Genomic DNA, 19,294 nt, shown 5'->3' on the forward strand with positions numbered 1-19,294 from the left:
GCCTGCGCGAGGGCATGCGCCTCGCGGATCGCGTCGCGTTCGGTGGTGTCGGCGACCTGCGTCGGCCCGGTGGGGCGCGCGCGCTGCTGGGTGCCGGCAGCGACTGGCGACAGGTACTGCTGACCGAAGCCGAGACGATCGCGACCGAGGACCTCGCGGCGAACCGCCGCATGGGTGCACTCGGCGCGGCGCTTATCGCGCCCGGAAGCCGGGTGCTCACGCACTGCAACACCGGCTCGCTCGCCACGGCGGGCTTCGGTACCGCGCTCGGCGTCATCCGCGCAGGCGTCGCCCAGGGCCGCATCGAGAAGGTCTACGCGGGTGAGACGCGGCCGTGGCTGCAGGGTGCGCGCCTGACCGTGTGGGAACTCGAGCAGGACGGCATCGTGCCGACGCTCATCGCCGATGCCGCCGCGGCCTATCTGATGCAGACCGGTGCGGTGCAGTGGGTCATCGTCGGCGCCGACCGCATCTGCGCCAACGGCGACACCGCGAACAAGATCGGCACCTACCAGCTTGCGATCGCGGCGCGCCACCACGGCGTCAAGTTCATGGTCGCGGCACCATCGTCCACCGTCGATCTCGAAACGCCGTCGGGCGATTCGATCCACATCGAGCAGCGGGAACCGGCCGAGCTGTTCGCGCTGGGCGGGGTGCGCACCGCGGCCGAGCGGATCGAGGCGTGGAACCCGGTGTTCGACGTGACGCCGCACGGGCTGATCGACGTCATCGTGACCGAGCGGGGCGTCATCGAGCGTCCCGATGCGGACTCGATGCGCGCGGCGTTTTCCTGACCCGACGACGGGCCTTCCGCAAGCCGACTCGCGCTGCCCGAAGACGGCCGATCGCGCGGGCCGAGGACCTCGCCGGCCCTGCGGGTCGCATCGCATGAGATCCCGTCTGAATCGCGCCGTGTTCCACGCGTAAGTCATTGTTTTGAGGCCGGAAATCCCGTGCTTCAGGCGGCCGTGCGTGGTACAATTTCGCCTCTTCAGGACACGCTCGTGGAGAGCGGCCAAACCCCGTGCGAAAGCACCTGCCGGGCGGCCGCTTCCCGCTGCGTTTCCCCGCCCCAGACGGAATCCCGATGACGGAACTCGCCCGCGAAATCATCCCGGTCAACCTCGAAGACGAGATGCGCCGCAGCTACCTCGATTACGCCATGAGCGTGATCGTGGGCCGTGCGCTCCCGGACGTGCGCGACGGCCTGAAGCCCGTGCACCGTCGCGTCCTGTACGCGATGCACGAGCTCGGCGCGCACAGCAACCGGCCGTACTACAAGTCCGCGCGAATCGTCGGCGACGTCATCGGCAAGTACCACCCCCACGGCGACACGGCGGTGTACGACACGCTGGTCCGCATGGCCCAGCCGTTCTCGCTGCGCTACATGCTGGTGGACGGACAGGGCAACTTCGGCTCGATCGACGGCGACTCCGCGGCGGCCATGCGCTACACCGAGGCGCGGATGTCGCGCATCGCGCACGAGCTGATGGCGGACATCGACAAGGAAACCGTCAACTTCCAGCCGAACTACGACGAGAAGGAACTCGAGCCCACCGTCATGCCGACGCGGGTGCCGAACCTGCTCGTGAACGGCTCGGCCGGCATCGCGGTCGGCATGGCGACGAACATCCCGCCGCACAACCTCGGCGAAGTGGTGGACGCCACCGTGGCCTTCATCGACAACCCGGAGATCGACGTCGACGGCCTGATGGAGTTCATTCCGGGCCCCGACTTCCCGACCGCGGGCATCATCAACGGCACGGCCGGCATCGTGGCGGCCTACCGCACCGGTCGCGGCCGCGTGCGCATGCGCGCGAAGGCGGACATCGAGACGATGGACAACGGCCGTGAGGCCGTGATCGTCACCGAGATCCCGTACCAGGTGAACAAGGCGCGGCTGATCGAGAAGATCGCCGAGCTGGTCAAGGAAAAGCGCCTGGAAGGCATCAGCGAGCTGCGCGACGAGTCCGACAAGGACGGCATGCGCATCTACATCGAGGTCAAGCGCGGCGAATCGGCCGACGTGGTGCTCAACAACCTCTATCAGCAGACGCAGATGGAGTCGGTGTTCGGCATCAACATGGTGGCCCTGGTCGACGGCCGTCCGCGGCTGCTGAACCTGCGCGAGATCATCGAGGCGTTCGTCCGCCACCGCCGCGAAGTGGTCACGCGGCGCACGATCTACGACCTGCGCAAGGCCCGTGCCCGCGCGCACATCTTGGAAGGACTGACGGTCGCGCTCGCCAACATCGACGAGATGATCGACCTGATCAAGACGTCGGCGAATCCGGTCGAGGCGCGCGAGCGCATGCTCGCCCGGACCTGGCAGCCCGGCCTCGTCAGCACGCTGCTCGCTGCCGCCGGTGCGGACGCTTCGCGTCCGGACGACCTGCCGAACGGCGTCGGCCTGGTCGACGAGAACGGCACGCCGCGCTACCAGCTCACCGAGACGCAGGCGCAGCAGATCCTCGAGATGCGCCTGCATCGCCTGACGGGGCTCGAGCAGGAAAAGCTGACCGACGAATACCGCGCGCTGCTGGAAACGATCCGCGAGCTGATCGAGATCCTGGTCAACCCCGACCGCCTGCGCGAAGTGATCCGCACCGAGCTGCTGGACCTCAAGGCCGAGTTCGGCGACGCGCGCCGCTCGGAGATCCGTGCGAGCGAGGAAGACCTCGACATCCTCGACCTCATCGCGCCGGAAGACGTGGTGGTCACGCTGTCGCATTCGGGCTACGCGAAGCGCCAGCCGGTCGCCGCGTATCGCGCGCAGAAGCGCGGCGGCCGCGGCCGGAACGCCGCGAAGACGAAGGACGAGGATTTCATCGACCAGCTGTGGCTGGTGAACACGCACGACACGCTGCTGACGTTCACCAGCACCGGGCGCGTGTTCTGGCTGCCGGTGCACCAGCTGCCGGAAGCGGGCGCGACCTCGCGCGGTCGGCCGATCATCAACTGGATCCCGCTGGAAGCCGGCGAGCAGGTGCAGGCCGTGGTGCCCGTGCGCGAGTACGCGGAAGGCCAGTACGTCTTCTTCGCCACGCGCAACGGCACGGTCAAGAAGACGCCGCTGACGGAGTTCTCGTTCCGCCTGCAGCGCGGCAAGATCGCGATCTCGCTCGATGACGGCGACGCGCTGGTCAACGCCGAGCTCACCGACGGCACGCGCGACATCATGCTGTTCGCGAGCAACGGCAAGGGCGTGCGCTTCTCGGAATCGGAGGTGCGCCCGATGGGCCGCACGGCGACGGGCGTGCGCGGAATGCGGCTCGCCGAAGGCGAGGAGGGTAGCGACGGCGCGAAGGTGGTCAGCCTGATCGTGGTCGACGGCAATGGCGACGTGCTCACCGCCAGCGAACGCGGCTACGGCAAGCGCACGCCGCTGGACGAGTACCCGCGCAAGGGCCGTGGCACGCAGGGCGTCATCGCGCTCAAGACGAACGAGCGCAACGGCGAGCTTGTCGGCGCGATCCAGCTCAGCGACCACCATGAGGTGCTGCTGATCTCCGACCGCGGCACGCTGGTGCGCACCCGCGCCTCGGAAATCTCGCAGGTGAGCCGGAACACGCAGGGCGTCACGCTGATCCGCCTCGGCGCGGACGAGTGCCTCCAAGCGATCGAGCGCGTCGACGTCTCGCTGGAGGAGGAGGACGAAATGCTGAGCGGGCCGGTCGTACCCGTGGACGGCGTGGATCCCACTCTGGATCGCGACGTGCTGAACGTCGCGGGCCACGACCCGGACGCGTCGGGCGACCCGGACGAGGTCGCCTGAGTCCGAAGGAACGCCGCCCCCGGGCGGCGTTCCTCTTTGTGAGTCAGGCGGTCGCGAGCGCCCCGACGATCTCGTGCGCGATGTCGCCGAGCGCGATCTGGCGCGACGCGGCCCCCAGGCGCACCGCCTCGCGGGGCATGCCATGCACGACGCACGTCGCCTCGTCCTGCGCCAGCGTCAGCGCGCCCGCCTGCGCCATCTCGAGCAGCCCGCGTGCGCCGTCGTCGCCCATGCCGGTCATGATGATGCCGAGCGCGTTGCGGCCCGCGTGCTGCGCAACGGAGCGGAACAGCACGTCCACCGAGGGCCGGTGACGGTTCACGGGCGGTCCGTCGACGACATCCACGACGTACTGCGCGCCCGACCGCCGCACGCGCATGTGCCGTCCGCCAGGCGCGATCAGGGCCAGTCCCGGGATCAGGCGATCGCCGTGGCGTGCTTCGCGGACCTCGATCGCGCACAGCCCGTCGAGCCGTTGCGCGAGGGACGCGGTGAAGCGCTCCGGCATGTGCTGCACGATCGCGATGCCCGGGCTTACCCGGGGCAGGGCGGTGAGCACGCGCTCGATGGCCTGCGTGCCGCCGGTCGAAGCGCCGATCGCCACGATGCGGTCGGTGGTGCGGGCGAGCGAGGCGGCCGACGCCGGGGCCGTAACGCGTGCACGGACGGGCGAGGCGATAGCGCGCGGTCGCGAGCGGGCCGCCGCGCGTACCGCATCGCGCAGCCCGTCGGCCGCGTCGTTGAGGAAGTCGCGCAGGCCGAGCGTCGGCTTCGTGATGATCTCGACCGCGCCTGCGGCAAGTGCCTGCAGTGCGGTCTGCGACCCGCTGCCGGTGAGCGTCGAGCACACGACGACGGGCGTCGGCCGCTCCGCCATCAGGGCGCGGAGGAAGGTCAGGCCGTCCATCCGCGGCATCTCGATGTCGAGCAGGATCACGTCGGGCCACTCGGCCGCCATCTTCTGCCGCGCGAAGATCGGATCACTCGCCGTGCCCATCACCTCGATATCCGGCTCGGCATCGAGCACCGCCTGCAGCACCCGGCGCGCCACGGCCGAGTCGTCGACGACCAGCACCCGGATCGCGCGGGGCGGCATGTCAGGCCCGCACGTAGATGGACGGCGCGAGCGATCGCACCGCGCGCGTCACGTCGCTGAGGCTTTCGGAATGGCCGATCAGCAGGTGCCCGTCGGGACGCAGGTGGCGCAGCAGTCGTTCGACGAGCTCGCGCTTGGTCGGCGTGTCGAAATAGATCATGACGTTGCGCAGGAAGATCACGTCGAACTCGCCCACCGCGGGCAGCGACGCCGTGAGATTCGCGGTTTCGAAGCGCACGCGGTCGCGCAGTCGGCGATTCACCAGCAGCGTGCCGGCCTGGGTGCCGGTGCCCTTCAGGCAGTAGCGCTCGAGGAACGGTTGGGGGATGCCGCGGGCGCGCTCGAGGCGGTAGTGCGCGGCGCGCGCGGCCTCGACCATGCGCGTCGAAATGTCCGTGCCGACGACTTCCCACGGGCGCATGCCGAGCTTGGCGTCCAGCAGCATCGCGATGGAGTAGGCCTCCTCGCCGCTGGAGCAGGCGGCGCTCCAGATGCGCACCGGGCGGCCCGGCGGAAGGCCCGGCAGCCGCGCCGCAAGGAAGTCGAAGTGCGCGGCCTCGCGAAAAAAGTACGTCTCGTTGGTGGTAAGCAGGTCGATCGCGACCTGCCGCTCCGAAGCGTCGGTCTCGATGAGACGGAGATAGCCCGCGAAACCCGCCGAGCCCGTCTCGCGCAGCCGCCGCGCGAGCCGGCTCGTCACCAGCGTCTTCTTGGAGGCGTTGAGGTGGATGCCGGTGTCGGCCTCCAGCCAGTCGCGCAGGCGCGCGAACTCGGCGTCCGAAATGACGGGCGCGGCCGCCTCGCGTGCCGGCCGTGCGATCGCGCCCGTCGCCGACATCAGGCCGCCTTCGCGACGTCGGACTGCGCGAGGTCGGCGAGGCCCGTCATCTCCTCGACCGACAGCACGCGCTGCACGTCGAGCAGGATGACGAAGCCACCGTCGAGCAGGCCCATGCCACTGATGAACTCGGTGCGGATGCGCGCGCCGAAGCTCGGCGGCGGCTCGATGCTCCCGGCCGGGATCTCGACGACTTCCGACACCGCGTCGACGACTACGCCGACGTCCTGCCAGCCGGTGTCGTTCGCGACTTCGATGATCACGATGCACGTGCGCCGGCCGAGTACGGTCGGCGCGCGACCGAAGCGCACCGACAGGTCGATCACCGGCACCACCGCGCCGCGCAGGTTGATCACGCCGCGGATGAAGGCCGGCATCATCGGGACGGTGGTGAGCCCGCCGTACTCGATGATCTCCTTGATGCCGCGAATGTCGATCGCGAACATCTCCTCGGCGAGCGCGAACGTCAGGTACTGCAGGTCCGTGCCGTCGCCGGGAAGTACGTTCATGAACTCCTGGGCCTTTTCGGAAACGCTCATGGGGACGGTCCTCAGAATTCGACGAATTCGGATTCGTCGACGCGACCGGCGGTGCGCGCGGGCTTGCGCGGCGCGGACTTCGGCGGCGTGGCGAGCGTGGCCTGGCGGACGATGCGACGGCCTTCGGCATGCGCCTGCAGCGTGAAGAAGCTCATCGCCTGCTGCAGCTGCTCGGCCTGTGCGCTCATCTCCTCGGCAGTGGCCGCGAGTTCCTCGCTGGACGCGGCGTTCTGCTGCGTCACCTGGCTGAGCTGGCCCATCGCGCCGTTGATCTGGCCGACGCCGGCGGTCTGTTCCTGCGACGCCGCGGTGATCTCCTGCACGAGGTCCGACGTCTTCATGATCGACGGCACCATCGTGTCCAGCAGGTGGCCGGCGCGTTCCGCGAGTTCCACGCTGGACGCCGACAGTTCGCCGATCTCCTGCGACGCCACCTGCGAGCGCTCGGCGAGCTTGCGCACTTCGGCGGCGACCACCGCGAAGCCCTTGCCGTGCTCACCCGCGCGCGCCGCCTCGATCGCCGCGTTCAGCGCGAGCAGGTTCGTCTGGTAGGCGATGTCGTCGATGATCGCGATCTTCTTCGCGATCTGCTTCATCGCGTCGACCGTATCGCGCACCGCCGCGCCGCCCTCGGTGGCTTCCTTGGCGGCCTTGCCGGCCATGCCGTCGGTGACCTTCGCGTTGTCGGTGTTCTGCGCGATCGACGCCGACATCTGCTCAACCGACGCGCTGGTCTCCTCGACGCTCGACGCCTGCTCGCTCGTCGACTGGCTGATCGACTGCGCCGTCGCCGCGACCTGCTCGGACGCACTGGACAGGTTGTCCGCGGAACCGCGCACTTCGCCGATGATCTGGGACAGCCGCTCGATCATGGTCTGCATCGCGGTGAGCATTTGGCCCGACTCGTCCTTGGAGTCGATCTCCACGCGGACGGTCAAGTCGCCGTCGGACAGCCGGCGCGCCACCGTCGCGGCCTGCACGATCGGCCGCGAGATCATGCGCGAGATGAGCACGGCGATGCCCAGGCCGAAGACCAGCGCCAACACGATGGCGCCGACGATCGCGGTGCGTGCCGACGCGTAGACCTCGGCCCCGCGCTTGGCCGCGGCATTGGCACCGGCTTCGTTGATTTCCGCCAGGTTCTCGAGCAGTGCTCGACGCTCGTCGTACATTTTTTTGGATTCGCCCTGCAGCAGCGCGCTGGCGTCCTGCAGCTTGCCGGCGTCGGCGAGCGCGTTGATGCGCGTACGCATCTCGGCGTTGGCGGTGAGATGCGCGACATAGTCGTCGTACACCCGCTTCTCCTCGGGCGAAGTGATCAGCGGCTCGTAGGACTTCCGCAGCGAGTTGACCGTCTGGGCCCATTCCTCCTGCTGCTTCCGCACCCCGTCGCGCTCGTCGGCGGTCGTGGCGAGCAGGTACTTGTAGTCCTGGATGCGGCTGTTCGCGGCGGCCGCGGCGAGCGACTTCGTCGCGGCCACGCTGGGAAGCCAGCTGTCCCGGATCTCGACGGCGACGTTGTTCACCGCGGCGAGACGGACGGTGGCGAAGGCCCCGAGGCCAAGGAGGATAAGGATGAGCAAGCCGAACGAGGCGAACAGCTTGGTGGAGATCTTGAGGTCACGAAACCATTGCATGGGAAATTCCTTCTTGCCTTGCGCTGGCCGGCTCGGGTCAGGCGCGTTGAGTGAAGTGCAACCAGGTGATGGACTGGCGGTGGGTCAGAACGTTTTTGGGTGATTGAGATGGAGCGGGTTCGATGTCATGTGGCCAGCTCCCGTGGCAAGGCCGCGGCCGTCTCGAGTGACACCGCGGTCTCGACGGTCTGGGGAATGTCGAGGATCAGCGCGACTTGGCCGTTGGCCAGAATCGTCGATCCGCTTACGCCACGAAGCCCCGCGAACAGCGGTCCTAGGGGCTTGATGACCGTCTGGAGCTCGCCAAGGAGTTCATCGACGACGATGCCGGCCCGCTGTCCGGCGCATTCAACGACAACTACGTTCTCGCGACGGGTCCGTGCCACGGAATCGATACGTAGCTGGTCGCGCAGTCGAAGCAACGGCAGCGCATGGCCGCGAACCTCGAGGTAGCCGCGACGCGCGGGGGCCCCCGCGGGCATCTCGATGCACTCGACGACGCGGTCGAGTGGCAACACGTACGTCGCGTCGCCCACGCCGACCAGGAACCCTTCGATGATCGCGAGCGTCAGCGGCAGGCGAATGCGTACTGTCGTGCCGGCGCCGGCCGGGCTGTGCATCTCGATCGTGCCGCGCAGCGCGGTGATATTGCGGCGGACGACGTCCATCCCTACGCCGCGGCCGGACAGGTTCGTCACGGTGTCCGCGGTGGAGAAGCCGGCTTCGAACACCAGCTGCAGGAGTTCGTGGTCCGGCGGGGTCGCGTTCGCACCGACGAGGCCGCGCTCCCGCGCCTTCGCGAGGATGCGTTCGCGGTTCATGCCGGCGCCGTCGTCGGTGATCTCGATCACCACCTGTCCGGCCTCGTGGCTCGCGGCGAGTCGGATCGTGCCGCGGCCGGGCTTGCCCGCCGCGATGCGCGCGTCCGGCCGCTCGAGGCCGTGGTCCGCTGCGTTGCGGACCAGGTGCACGAGCGGATCGGCGAGCTTCTCGACGACCGACTTGTCGAGCTCGGTGTCGCCGCCCTCGATGACGAGTTCGATGTCCTTGCCGAGCTCGCGACCGACGTCGCGCACCACGCGGTGGAAGCGCGAGAACGTCTCGCCGATGGGCACCATGCGCATGCGCAGCGCGCGGTCGCGGATGTCCTCCATCAGGCGCGCGACGTGCGATTGCGCCTCGCGCATCGCGGCATCGCCGCTGCGGTCGGCGAGCATCGAGGCGCCGGCCCCGGCGATGACGAGTTCACCGACGAGGTTCACGAGTTCGTCGAGCTGTTCCGCGCGGACGCGTACGAAGGCCGAGTCCGCGGTCATCGCGGCGGGTGCCTGCATCGCGCTGCGCGACGTGGCCTGCTTGTCGAGCGCCGCCTGCACGACCGCGGGCGCGGCCAGCTGGCGTTCGACCACCATCGCGCCGAGGGCCGGAGCGAGCCCGGCGGCGTCGGCCTGGTCGCGCTGCGCGCCGAGGCAGGCGTCGAGTTCCTTCGCGGTCAGCGTGCCGGCCTCGACCAGGATGGCGCCGAGCCGTGCATCGGTCTCGGGCATTTCGCGGATCAGCTCGACGAAGTCGGCGACCTTGCTGTTCGGCGGCAGGATGCGCAGACGGCTGCAGTCCGCGACGAAATCGAAGATGTCCTCGATGCGCGACTTGCCGGCGTCGGTGTTCAGGTCGATCTCGAAGCCGAGGTAGCAGGCCTCCGGATCCATCGCGTCGGCGGCGGGCATCGCGTCGGCGACGGTCGTCATCGAGACGATCTCCCCGAGATCCGCGAGTTCGCGCAGGAAGCCCAGCGGATTGATGCCATAGCGATGCACGTCCTCGCCGAAGCGGATCGAGATGTGCCAGCAGTCCGGCCCCACCGGTGCCGACGTGGCGCCAGACGCGTCGTCGGCCGCGCGCGGCGCGACCGGTGCCGCGGTCTGCGCGCTGTCGACGTTCGCGTCGTGACGCTCGAGTGCGGCACGCAATGCGACATCCCGTGCCAGGATGCCGGCGTCCGGCTCGGACTGTCGCGCCACCAGCACTTCGATCAGGTCGGCGATGTGGTCGCAGGCGTCCTGCAGGTCGGCAATCAGCACCTCCGAAGGCTCCAGCGCCCCCTTGCGCAGGCGATCAAGCAGGTTTTCGACGACGTGCGTGAACGAGACCAGCGGCGCCAGGCCGAACATTCCCCCGGAGCCCTTGATCGAATGCGCGGCGCGGAACAGCCGGGCCACGAGTTCCGGGCTGTCGTCCGCGTCCTTCAGTGCGCGCAGTCCGTCCTCCAGGTCGCGGGCGAGGTCGCGCGCTTCGGCGAGGAACGTCTCGAGCATGCGGGCGCGCATGTCGTTCATGCGGCTTCCGTCAGTCCCGGACGCGCCTGCGGGACCGGCGAGAGGCAGAGATCCACCCGCGCCATGTCGAGCGCGAGCTGGACCGCGCGGCTCGGGAGTACGCCGTCGAAGCGAAGTCCGCGCAGGTCGGCTTCGCGCCGCAGCAGCAGGAGCAACTGCAGCCCCGCGCCGTCGATATGGGTGACACCGCGCAGGTCAACGACGCGCGAGCCCGCCTCGAGCGCATTGAGAAGTTCGGCCTTGCGCTCGCGCGCCGAGCCGATCGTCAGTTCCCCTTCGATAGCGAAGGGGGCGGCACCGATTCCTTCCACGTGCACCTCGCGCTGCCGGGTCTCGGCATATCCAGTGTGAAGACAGTGTGATCTGCCTACACACACTTAACGCGGGCGGCCCGCCGACCTTTAGGCGTGCCGATGAACGAGGTCAGGTTCGGCGACGGACGGTCGCCGCTTTTTTGATCCGGATCAAGTCCTGCGACGGATCACGCGTCTCGCGTGACGTCCAGCATGTTTTCGGCGGTGCTGACGCGGAACTCGCCAGGAGCCTCGACGAACAGTTCCCGCACGACGCCGTCCTCCACCAGCATGGCGAAGCGCTTCGAACGGATGCCCATGCCGTACGCCGACGCATCGAGTTCGAGGCCAAGAGCGCGCGTGAACTCGGCATTTCCGTCCGCGAGCATCAGCATGCCTTCGGGCACGTTCGCGCTCGCGCTCCACGCCTGCATCACGAAGGGGTCGTTCACCGCGAGGCAGGCGACGTCGATGCCGCGACGGCGGAACTCGTCGAACTGCGCGACGTAGCCCGGCAGGTGGCGTTCCGAGCATGTGGGCGTGAACGCGCCGGGCACGGCGAAGACGACGGTGCGGCCGGTGCCGAAGACGGAAAGGGTGTCGGTTTTCTCGATGCCGCCGGTGCCGATCTTCTGGATGACGACTTCGGGGATGCGTTCGCCGGTCTGGATCATGCTGGTGTCCTGTTCGGGGAGTCCCGGAGTGTAAAGCCCGCGCAGTACGGGGGCTTGAAACCCGCGGGCCCGGCTCTAGATAGCCCTCCGGAGCGGCACGGCCGCATTCCGAACCGGAGACCGACAATGAACCTGATGCAGTATCCGCAGCAGCGTCCGGGCGCTTCGCAGGCGCAGGACGAGTTCAAGCAGCTCTTCGAGCGCTTCTTCAACCTCGGGGAGGCGTCGGCCGACGAGTCGTCGGTCGTCACCAGCCAGTGGACGCCGCGCGTCGACATCGTGGAGGAACCGGGTCGATTCCTGATCCTGGCCGATCTCCCGGGTGTCGACCCGCAGGACGTGGAAGTCCTCATGGACAAGGGGATCCTGTCGATCCGGGGCGAGCGCAAGAGCCGCATCGACACGCAGGAAGGCCGCTACTCGCGCGTCGAGCGGCGCTACGGCAGTTTCCACCGTCGCTTCGCACTGCCGGACAGCGCCGACCCCGAGCGGGTGACCGCCGACGGCCGCGACGGCGTACTGGAAATCAGCATCCCCAAGCGTCCCGAGACGACGCCGCGACGAATCCAGGTCGGGGCCACCCGCGGCGGGGACGTCACTTCCGGCCACTGAGGGCGTGACGCGCCGCGACCCTCCGCGTCGCGGCGCCGCGTGCAGGGCGAAACTACACTGACGGCCCGCCGGCGTCGCCCGCGGGCCGTTTTCATGATCGGAGCGTCGGATGCAGTTCAAGGACTACTACGGGATCCTCGGCCTCGAGCCCAGCGCGGGCGACGCGGAGATCAAGACCGCGTACCGGCGGCTGGCCCGCAAGTACCACCCGGACGTCAGCAAGGAAGCCGACGCCGAGGAGCGCTTCAAGGCGGTGAACGAGGCCTACGAGGCCTTGCGCGACCCGGCGAAGCGCAAGGCCTACGACCAGTTGCGCTCGCGCGGCTACCGGCCGGGCGACGACGTGCAGCCCGGCCCGCAGGACTTCGGCGACTTCGGGGGCGTGGATTTCGACGAGATCTTCGCCGGCGGCGGCGCGGGCGGCGGGTTCAGCGACTTCTTCGAGAGCCTGTTCGGACAGGCGCGACGGGGCGGCGGCCGACCGGGCCCCGGGCCCGCGGCCGGCCGCGGCCCGATGCCGCGCACCGACACGCGAGCGAAGCTGGCGGTGCCGCTGGAGGCGGTCTACGAAGGCCGGTCAGTGCGGATCGGCGTCGGCGGCCGGACGCTGGACGTGCGGGTTCCGAAGGGCGTGCGCGAAGGGCAGGTCATCCGGCTCGCCGGACAGGGCAGCAACGGTGGCGACCTGCTGCTGGAGGTCGAATACGCCGCGCACCCGCGGTTCGAGGTCGACGGTCGCAACATCGTGCACATGCTGCAGGTCGCGCCCTGGGAGGCCGCGCTCGGTGCAACGCTCAGCGTGCCCACGCTGGGTGGTGCGGTCGATCTGAAGATCCCGCCCAACTCGGAAGCCGGACGCAAGCTGCGGCTGCGCGGTCGCGGCCTGCCGGGCGAGCCCGCGGGCGACCAGATCGTGGAGCTCGAAGTGACGGCGCCGCGGCCGCAGTCCGTCGGCCAGATCCAGGCCTACGAGGCCCTGCGCGACGCGTTCGCGGGCGGCGCTACCGCCTGACCGCTCGATCGCCGTGCAACTCGCACGGCGTCCTGCGCAGCGGTCTCAGCCCGGCATCAGCTGGCCGATGACTTCGGCCAGGTCGTTGTCGTTGAACGGTTTGGTGATGTACGCCTTCGCGCCCTGGCGCATGCCCCAGACGCGGTCCGTATCCTGATCCTTCGTCGTCACCAGCACGATCGGAATGTGCTTGGTGGTCGGCTCGCGCGTGATCGCGCGCGTGGCCTGGAAGCCGTTGAGGTTCGGCATCACCACGTCCATCAGGATCAGGTCGGGCAGCTCGCGCTTCGCGGCCTCGACGCCCGCGGCGCCGTCCTCCGCACTCAGGGCCTCGTGGCCGAGCTTCTCGACGAGGCGGCGGATGCCCATCAGCTGGGAGGGCGAGTCGTCGACGATCAGGATGCGGGCCATGGCGTGCTCTCGGGAATTGACGCGATTCTAACGGGCCGTCCCGTCGGGCCGGCAAGGCTCAGAGTCGCACGAGGGTCCGGCCGAAGGAACCCCCGGCGAGCATGCCCTCGAACACCGACGGCAGGCCGTCCAAGTCCACCTCGCGGGTGCAGACCGTGGCCAGGTGCGCGGGCTTCCAGTCCGACGCCAGCCGTTCCCAGACGCGTTCGCGGACGTCCCGCGCGGTGCCGGCCGAGGCCACGCCCAGCAGCGACACGCCGCGGATGATGAAGGGCATCACGGTCGTCGGCAGATCGTGCGAGGCCGCGAGCCCGGCCGTCGCCACGTTGCCGTAGGGCGCGGTCTGCGCGAGCAGGCTGGCGAGCATCGCGCCGCCGACGTTGTCGAGCCCGCCACCGAAACGCGCGGTCTCCATGGGGCGGGTGGTCGACAGCACGTCGCGGCCGAGCACGTCGGCCGCGCCGATGCTCCGCAGGTACGGCGCCTGGTCGGCCTTGCCGCTGATCGCATGCACGTCGAAACCGGCACGCGAGAAGATGTCGACGGCGAGCGAGCCGACGCCACCGGTCGCGCCGGTGACGGCAAGCGGGCCGTGGTCGGGCCGCTGGCCGTTCTCGAGCATGCGATGCAGCGCGAGCGCGGCAGTGAAGCCCGCCGTGCCGACGATCATCGAATCGCGCAGGTCGAGGCCGGTCGGCAGCCGGATCGTCCACGCGGCCTCGAGGCGCGCGAATTCGGAATAGCCGCCGTCGCGCGTCTCCGACAGTCCGCTGCCGGTCGCCAGCACCGCGTCGCCTTCCCGTAAGCGCGGGTCGCGGCTCGCGACCACGTGCCCCGCGACGTCGATGCCGCCGACCAGGGGGAAGCGTCGCAGGATCTTCCCGCGGCCGGTGCCGGCGAGCGCGTCCTTGTAGTTCACCGACGAGTAGGCGACGCGGATGTCGACCTCGCCCGGCGCGAGGTCGTCGAGCGAGACCTGCTCGATGCCGCTGCGGTAGCCGGCGTCGTCGTTGTGGATGCGGAAGGCGCGGAAGCGTTCTTGCGTCATGGCATGTGTCCTGGTGCGGCTCAGCGGTTTTCGCGCCGCCGCTTCTCGTCCATCCATTTGTCCGACTGCGCCGGCTTGTAGTCCCGCATCCAGCCGAGCAGGGCGTCGATGTCCTCGCCGTGCCAGAGGTCGGTGCGCTGCTCGGGATGCAGGAAGCGTTCGGCGACCATGCGATCGAGCATCGACATCAGCGGCGACCAGAAGCCGTCCACGTCGAGGAAGGCGCAGGGCCGGTCGCCGAGGCCCAGCTGGCGCCAGGTGAGCATCTCGAACATCTCGTCGAGCGTGCCGAAGCCGCCCGGGAGCGCCACGTACGCGTCCGACAGCTCGAACATCCGGGCCTTGCGCGTGTGCATGTCGGCGACGACTTCGAGGCGCGTCACGCCGCGGTGCGCGACTTCCCAGTTGACGAGCTGTTCGGGAATCACGCCGATCACCTCGCCGCCGGCGTCCAGCGCGGCGTCCGCGACCACGCCCATCAGCCCGACGTTGCCGCCGCCGTAGACCACGGCGATGCCCTCGCGCGCGAGTCGCCGGCCGAGCTCGGCGGCGCGTTCGGCATACACCGGCCGGTTGCCGGAATTGGAACCGCAGTAGACGCACACGGCGCGCAGGTCACGCATCAGCTTTCGTTCTCCAGCAGGACGATGCCCGACATCCTGCGGACGGCGGCGTAGCGTCGGGGTGTGAGCCGGGACAGCCAGTCCCAGATCCGCGCGCCCGGAACCGAACGGCGGATGCGGATCGACTCGTCCCACGTGGAACGGAATTCGCGCTCTCGCCAGCCCATCGGGGCGAAGAACGCGGTGCTCTCCGCGGGTGCGAAACGGAAGGGCGCGTTGCCCGCCGCGAGGTTCTTGTCGAGGTGCTTGGTGAAGCGTTCGAGCAGCAGGGGCGAGGCGAGGTCGCTCAGCCACCAGCGCGCGCGCGCGACGTCGTGCAGGTCGCGGGCGAGCCCGGCGACGTCGTCGGGCTCGAGGTAGACCAGCAGGCCTTCGGTGATCACCAGAACCGGGCCGTCGCGGGCCGCATCCTCGAACAGCGCGCGGCGCACCTCTGCGTCTCGGAGGTCGGCCGCGTGGAAATCCAGCCGGCAGCGCGGCGTCTCCGCCGCCATGTGCTCGCGGAAGTAGCCGAGCATGTCGGGCAGGTCGACGTGCATCCAGCGCAGGTCGGCGGGCAGGTCGAGGCGGTAGGGGCGCGCATCGAGGCCTGCGGCGAGGTTGAGCACGGTGCGCGCGCCGTCGCGAACGCAGCGCAGGACGATCTCGTCCATCACGGCCGTGCGCACGATCATGGGCCAGGCCATCGAGCGGCCCTTCGGCATGGCACGCACGATCGCTTCGCCGCGCTCGCCGCCCAGGCGGCGTGCGTAGGGGTCGCGGAACAGCGCGTCGCCGCGCTCGCTCTCCATCGCGCGGTAGATCGCGACCCAGAGGGCGGTGTCGGAGACGTTGCGGACGGGCTGGGCGTCGAGGTCGTTCATGCTCGTTCCGGAAACGGCGAAGCCGCCATCATCGCAGGATGACGGCGGCTTCGAGGTCGAACCGCTGAGGGATCAGTTCGCCTTGTGGATCGCGCGCTTGTGCACGGCCATCGCGGCATCGTGCACGGCTTCCGAGAGCGACGGATGCGCATGGCAGATGCGCGCGAGGTCGTCGGCCGAGCCCTTGAACTCCATCGTCAGCACGCCCTCGTGCACCAGCTCGGACACATTGGCGCCCACCAGGTGCATGCCCAGCACGGTGTCGGTCTCCGCATGCGCGAGCACCTTCACGAAGCCCGCCGGCTCGGCCATGGCGACCGCACGGCCCACCGCCGCGAACGGGAAGCTGCCCGCCTTGTACGGAACGCCCTCGGCCTTCAGCTGCTCCTCGGTCTTGCCGACCCAGGCGATTTCCGGCTCGGTGTAGATCACCCACGGGATCGTGTCGAAGTTGACGTGGCCGGGCAGGCCGGCGATCAGCTCGGCGACCGCGATGCCTTCCTCGAAGCCCTTGTGCGCGAGCATCGGCCCACGCACGCAGTCGCCCACGGCCCAGACGCCATCGACACCGGTGTGGCAGTGCTCGTCCACCTGGATCTGGCCGCGCTCGTTGAGCTGCACGCCCGTGCCGTCGGCCAGCAGGCCGCGCGTGGCGGCGCGGCGGCCGACCGCGACCAGCAGCTTGTCGACGACCATCTCCTGCGCGGCACCCGAGGCGTCCGTGTAGGCGACATGCACGCCGTCGGCCTGCACGTCGGTGTTGGACACCTTGCAGCCGAGGCGGATGTCGAGGCCCTGCTTCTTGAACTCGCGTGCGGCGACCTTCGACGCCTCGCCGTCGGCGGCCGAGAGGAACGTCGGCATGCCTTCGAGGATGGTCACTTCGGCGCCGAGGCGGTTCCACACGCTGCCCAGCTCGAGGCCGATCACGCCGGCCCCGATCACGCCGAGGCGCTTGGGCACTTCGGTGAAGTCGAGCGCGCCGACGTTGTCGACGATGTGCTCGCCGAACTTCGCGAAGGGCAGCTCGATCGAATCGGAGCCCGCGGCGATGATGACGTTCGTGCCCTTGAGTTCGACCGTGTTGCCGTCGTGCTGCTTGACGCTCACCACGTTGCCGGGCTGCAGCTGGCCGAAGCCGTAGAACGCCGCGACCTTGTTCGCCTTGAACAGCGCTGCGATGCCGCCCGTGAACTGCTTCACGATCTTGTCCTTGCGGCCCACCATCGTCGCGACGTCCATCTTCGCGTTGTCGAACGCGATGCCGTGGTCGGCGAAGATGTGGTGCATGTTCCAGAACTGGCGCGACGAGTCGAGCATCGCCTTGGACGGGATGCAGCCCACGCGCAGGCAGGTGCCGCCGAGTGCGGGCTTGCCGTCCTTGCCCAGCGCGGCGTCGACGCACGCGGTCTTCAGGCCGAGCTGCGCGGCGCGGATGGCGGCGTGGTAGCCCGCGGGGCCGCCGCCGATCACGACAACGTCGAATTGCTGCTGTTCGCTCATCTCAGAAATTTCCCTTGTTCGTGATGCAAAAGGCCCCGCGCAGGGCGGGGCCGATCGGGCATTACATGCCCAGCAGCATGCGGTGCGGGTTCTCGAGCTGGTTCTTGATGTCGACGAGGAACAGCACCGCGTCCTTGCCGTCGATGATGCGGTGGTCGTAGCTCAGCGCGATGTACATCATCGGCGCGGCGACCACCTGGCCGTTCTCGACGATCGCGCGCTCCTTGATGGCGTGCATGCCGAGGATCGCGCTCTGCGGCGGGTTGACGATCGGCGTGGACATCAGCGAGCCGAACGTGCCGCCGTTGGTGATCGTGAACGTGCCGCCCTGCAGGTCGTCGAGGCCGAGCTTGCCGTCGCGCGCCTTCTTGGCGTAGTCGGCGATACCCTTCTCGATGTCGGCGAACGACATGCGCTCGACGTTGCGCAGCACCGGCGTGACCAGGCCCTTGTCGGTCGACACCGCGATCGAGATGTCGGCATAGCCGTGGTAGATCACGTCATTGCCGTCGACCGACGCGTTGATGATCGGGTGGCGCTGCAGCGCGTTCGCGGCCGCCTTGGCGAAGAAGCTCATGAAGCCGAGCTTGATCCCGTTCGCCTTGACGAAGTCGTCCTGCAGTTCCGAGCGCATCGCCATGACCTTCGCGAGGTTGACCTCGTTGAAGGACGTGAGCATCGCGATCGAGTTCTTCGACTGCATCAGGCGCTCGGCGATGCGCGCGCGCATGCGCGTCATCGGCACGCGCTCTTCCGGACGCGCGCCGCCTGCGGCCTGGCCGGCGCCGCCGGACTTCGCGTAGTTGACGATGTCTTCCTTCGTCACCGCGCCGCGGCGGCCCGTGCCCGCCACGTCGCCGGCGTTCACACCGGACGTCTCGGCGGCGAAGCGCGCGCCGGGCGGCAGCTGCGCGTTGGACGACCCGGCCGTCGCGCCGGGCGCCGGCTGCTGGGGGGCGGACTTCGGCATGACCGGCTGCGCCTCGTTCGTGGTCGCGGCATCGTTCTTGGCATCCACGACCTGCGCGGGCGTCGACACCGGCGGCGCGGCGGATGCCGTCGCGCCGGCTTCGACGATCGCGATCACCTGTTCGCTGTTGACCGTCGCGCCGGTTTCGTAGCGGATCTCCTTGAGCACGCCGTCGACCGGCGAGGGCACTTCGAGCACGACCTTGTCGGTCTCGAGGTCCACGAGGTTCTCGTCGCGCTTGACCGCATCGCCGGGCTTCTTGTGCCAGGTGGCGATGGTGGCGTCGGAGACCGACTCGGGCAGCACGGGAACCTTGATTTCGGTGCTCATCGGGAAAACGTCCTCGAGGAAATGGGTACGGCGAAAAGGGAGCGGGCAGGGCTGCGCGGGATTACTCCTCGCAGACCTCGCCGTTGAGCGGATTGACGAGCGCGTCGGCGATCAGCTGGTTCTGCTCGCGGACGTGGTCGGCGAAATGGCCGGCAGCGGGCGAGGGCGAGCGCATGCGCCCGGCGTAGTGCAGCGTCTGCTTCGCACCCAGGCAGGCGACCAGGTGGTGGCGGATCTGGTACCACGCGCCCTGGTTCATCGGCTCTTCCTGGCACCAGACCACGTCCTTCGCCGAATACGTGGCGAGCGCGGCCTTGAGCTCGGTGCGCGGGAAGGGGTAGAGCTGCTCGACGCGCACGAGGGCCACGTCGTCCGCCCCGCGCTTCTGCATGTCCTCCAGCAGGTCGTAATAGACCTTGCCGCCGCAGAGCACGACGCGCTTGGCCTTCTTCGGCGTGCTGGTCGTGTCCGGGATGAGCTTCTGGAAGCCGCCCGAGGCGAGGTCGTCGAGCGACGACACCGCGAGCTTGTGGCGCAGCAGCGACTTCGGCGTCATGACGACGAGCGGCTTGCGCGTCGGCATCAGCATCTGGCGGCGGATCATGTGGTACGCCTGCGCCGGCGTGGTCGGCGTGCAGACGATCATGTTGTCCAGCGCGCAGAGCTGCAGGTAACGCTCGAGGCGCGCCGAGCTGTGCTCGGGGCCCTGGCCTTCGTAGCCGTGCGGCAGGAAC

At 69.2% G+C, this 19,294-nt stretch carries 17 protein-coding genes and 1 pseudogene; 4 read left to right on the forward strand and 14 right to left on the reverse strand.

Features of this window, described 5'->3' with window-relative positions; translation table 11 throughout:
- Together mtnA and gyrA are read left to right on the forward strand one after the other, a co-directional pair.
- On the forward strand, window positions 1-794 hold a 794-nt coding region (mtnA, locus tag ACY35P_RS11850; RefSeq protein WP_462116042.1), incomplete at its 5' end, for an S-methyl-5-thioribose-1-phosphate isomerase.
- A gap of 293 nt (window positions 795-1,087) precedes the next feature.
- Window positions 1,088-3,775, forward strand: coding sequence for a DNA gyrase subunit A (gene gyrA, locus ACY35P_RS11855; RefSeq protein WP_462116043.1), 2,688 nt, complete (start codon window positions 1,088-1,090; stop codon window positions 3,773-3,775).
- Between the two features lie 43 nt (window positions 3,776-3,818).
- On the opposite strand, the gene ACY35P_RS11860 is transcribed toward gyrA, so the two are convergent.
- From ACY35P_RS11860 to ACY35P_RS11890, 7 genes are all read right to left on the reverse strand, one after another.
- Complete coding sequence (locus ACY35P_RS11860) at window positions 3,819-4,871, reverse strand: protein-glutamate methylesterase/protein-glutamine glutaminase (RefSeq protein WP_462116044.1); 1,053 nt, start codon at window positions 4,869-4,871, stop codon at window positions 3,819-3,821.
- Between the two features lies 1 nt (window position 4,872).
- Window positions 4,873-5,709, reverse strand: a complete 837-nt coding sequence (locus tag ACY35P_RS11865; RefSeq protein WP_462116045.1) for a CheR family methyltransferase — start codon at window positions 5,707-5,709, stop codon at window positions 4,873-4,875.
- Window positions 5,709-6,218: a chemotaxis protein CheW gene (locus ACY35P_RS11870; RefSeq protein WP_462116057.1), complete on the reverse strand. Its 510-nt coding sequence runs from the start codon at window positions 6,216-6,218 to the stop codon at window positions 5,709-5,711. The genes ACY35P_RS11865 and ACY35P_RS11870 overlap by 1 nt, the downstream gene beginning before the upstream one ends.
- A gap of 41 nt (window positions 6,219-6,259) precedes the next feature.
- Entirely contained in the window at window positions 6,260-7,885 is a 1,626-nt protein-coding gene (locus ACY35P_RS11875; protein WP_462116046.1) for a methyl-accepting chemotaxis protein, read from the reverse strand.
- 125 nt (window positions 7,886-8,010) lie between these two features.
- Window positions 8,011-10,221 carry a chemotaxis protein CheA gene (locus ACY35P_RS11880; protein ID WP_462116047.1) on the reverse strand — a complete coding sequence of 737 codons (2,211 nt, stop codon included), beginning with the start codon at window positions 10,219-10,221 and terminating at the stop codon, window positions 8,011-8,013.
- On the reverse strand, window positions 10,218-10,532 hold the full coding sequence (locus ACY35P_RS11885; protein ID WP_462116048.1) for an STAS domain-containing protein: 315 nt from the start codon (window positions 10,530-10,532) through the stop codon (window positions 10,218-10,220). The genes ACY35P_RS11880 and ACY35P_RS11885 overlap by 4 nt, the downstream gene beginning before the upstream one ends.
- Window positions 10,533-10,702: 170 nt before the next feature.
- Complete coding sequence (locus ACY35P_RS11890) at window positions 10,703-11,188, reverse strand: peroxiredoxin (protein WP_462116049.1); 486 nt, start codon at window positions 11,186-11,188, stop codon at window positions 10,703-10,705.
- Window positions 11,189-11,314: 126 nt separating this feature from the next.
- On the opposite strand from ACY35P_RS11890, the gene ACY35P_RS11895 reads away from it, so the two are divergent.
- Window positions 11,315-11,800, forward strand: a complete 486-nt coding sequence (locus ACY35P_RS11895) for an Hsp20/alpha crystallin family protein (RefSeq protein ID WP_462116050.1) — start codon at window positions 11,315-11,317, stop codon at window positions 11,798-11,800.
- Between the two features lie 109 nt (window positions 11,801-11,909).
- On the forward strand, window positions 11,910-12,812 hold the full coding sequence (locus ACY35P_RS11900; RefSeq protein WP_462116051.1) for a DnaJ C-terminal domain-containing protein: 903 nt from the start codon (window positions 11,910-11,912) through the stop codon (window positions 12,810-12,812).
- 45 nt (window positions 12,813-12,857) lie between these two features.
- Here ACY35P_RS11900 and ACY35P_RS11905 read toward each other — a convergent pair whose 3' ends face one another.
- The 7 genes and pseudogenes from ACY35P_RS11905 to sucA form a co-directional block, all read right to left on the reverse strand.
- Window positions 12,858-13,223: a response regulator gene (locus ACY35P_RS11905; protein ID WP_462116052.1), complete on the reverse strand. Its 366-nt coding sequence runs from the start codon at window positions 13,221-13,223 to the stop codon at window positions 12,858-12,860.
- 58 nt (window positions 13,224-13,281) lie between these two features.
- Window positions 13,282-14,271: an acrylyl-CoA reductase family protein gene (locus ACY35P_RS11910; protein WP_462116053.1), complete on the reverse strand. Its 990-nt coding sequence runs from the start codon at window positions 14,269-14,271 to the stop codon at window positions 13,282-13,284.
- A gap of 20 nt (window positions 14,272-14,291) precedes the next feature.
- Window positions 14,292-14,885 carry an LOG family protein gene (locus ACY35P_RS11915; protein WP_462116058.1) on the reverse strand — a complete coding sequence of 198 codons (594 nt, stop codon included), beginning with the start codon at window positions 14,883-14,885 and terminating at the stop codon, window positions 14,292-14,294.
- Between the two features lie 8 nt (window positions 14,886-14,893).
- Window positions 14,894-15,757, reverse strand: a complete 864-nt coding sequence (locus ACY35P_RS11920; RefSeq protein WP_462116054.1) for a class I SAM-dependent methyltransferase — start codon at window positions 15,755-15,757, stop codon at window positions 14,894-14,896.
- A gap of 72 nt (window positions 15,758-15,829) precedes the next feature.
- A complete protein-coding gene (gene lpdA, locus ACY35P_RS11925) occupies window positions 15,830-17,260 on the reverse strand; it encodes a dihydrolipoyl dehydrogenase (protein WP_462116055.1) in 1,431 nt (476 codons plus the stop codon).
- Between the two features lie 61 nt (window positions 17,261-17,321).
- Complete coding sequence (gene sucB, locus ACY35P_RS11930; protein ID WP_462116056.1) at window positions 17,322-18,560, reverse strand: dihydrolipoyllysine-residue succinyltransferase; 1,239 nt, start codon at window positions 18,558-18,560, stop codon at window positions 17,322-17,324.
- 61 nt (window positions 18,561-18,621) lie between these two features.
- Window positions 18,622-19,294: pseudogene (sucA, locus tag ACY35P_RS11935) on the reverse strand (2-oxoglutarate dehydrogenase E1 component); the annotation flags it as partial.

It is taken from the genome of Lysobacter xanthus (assembly GCF_047159895.1).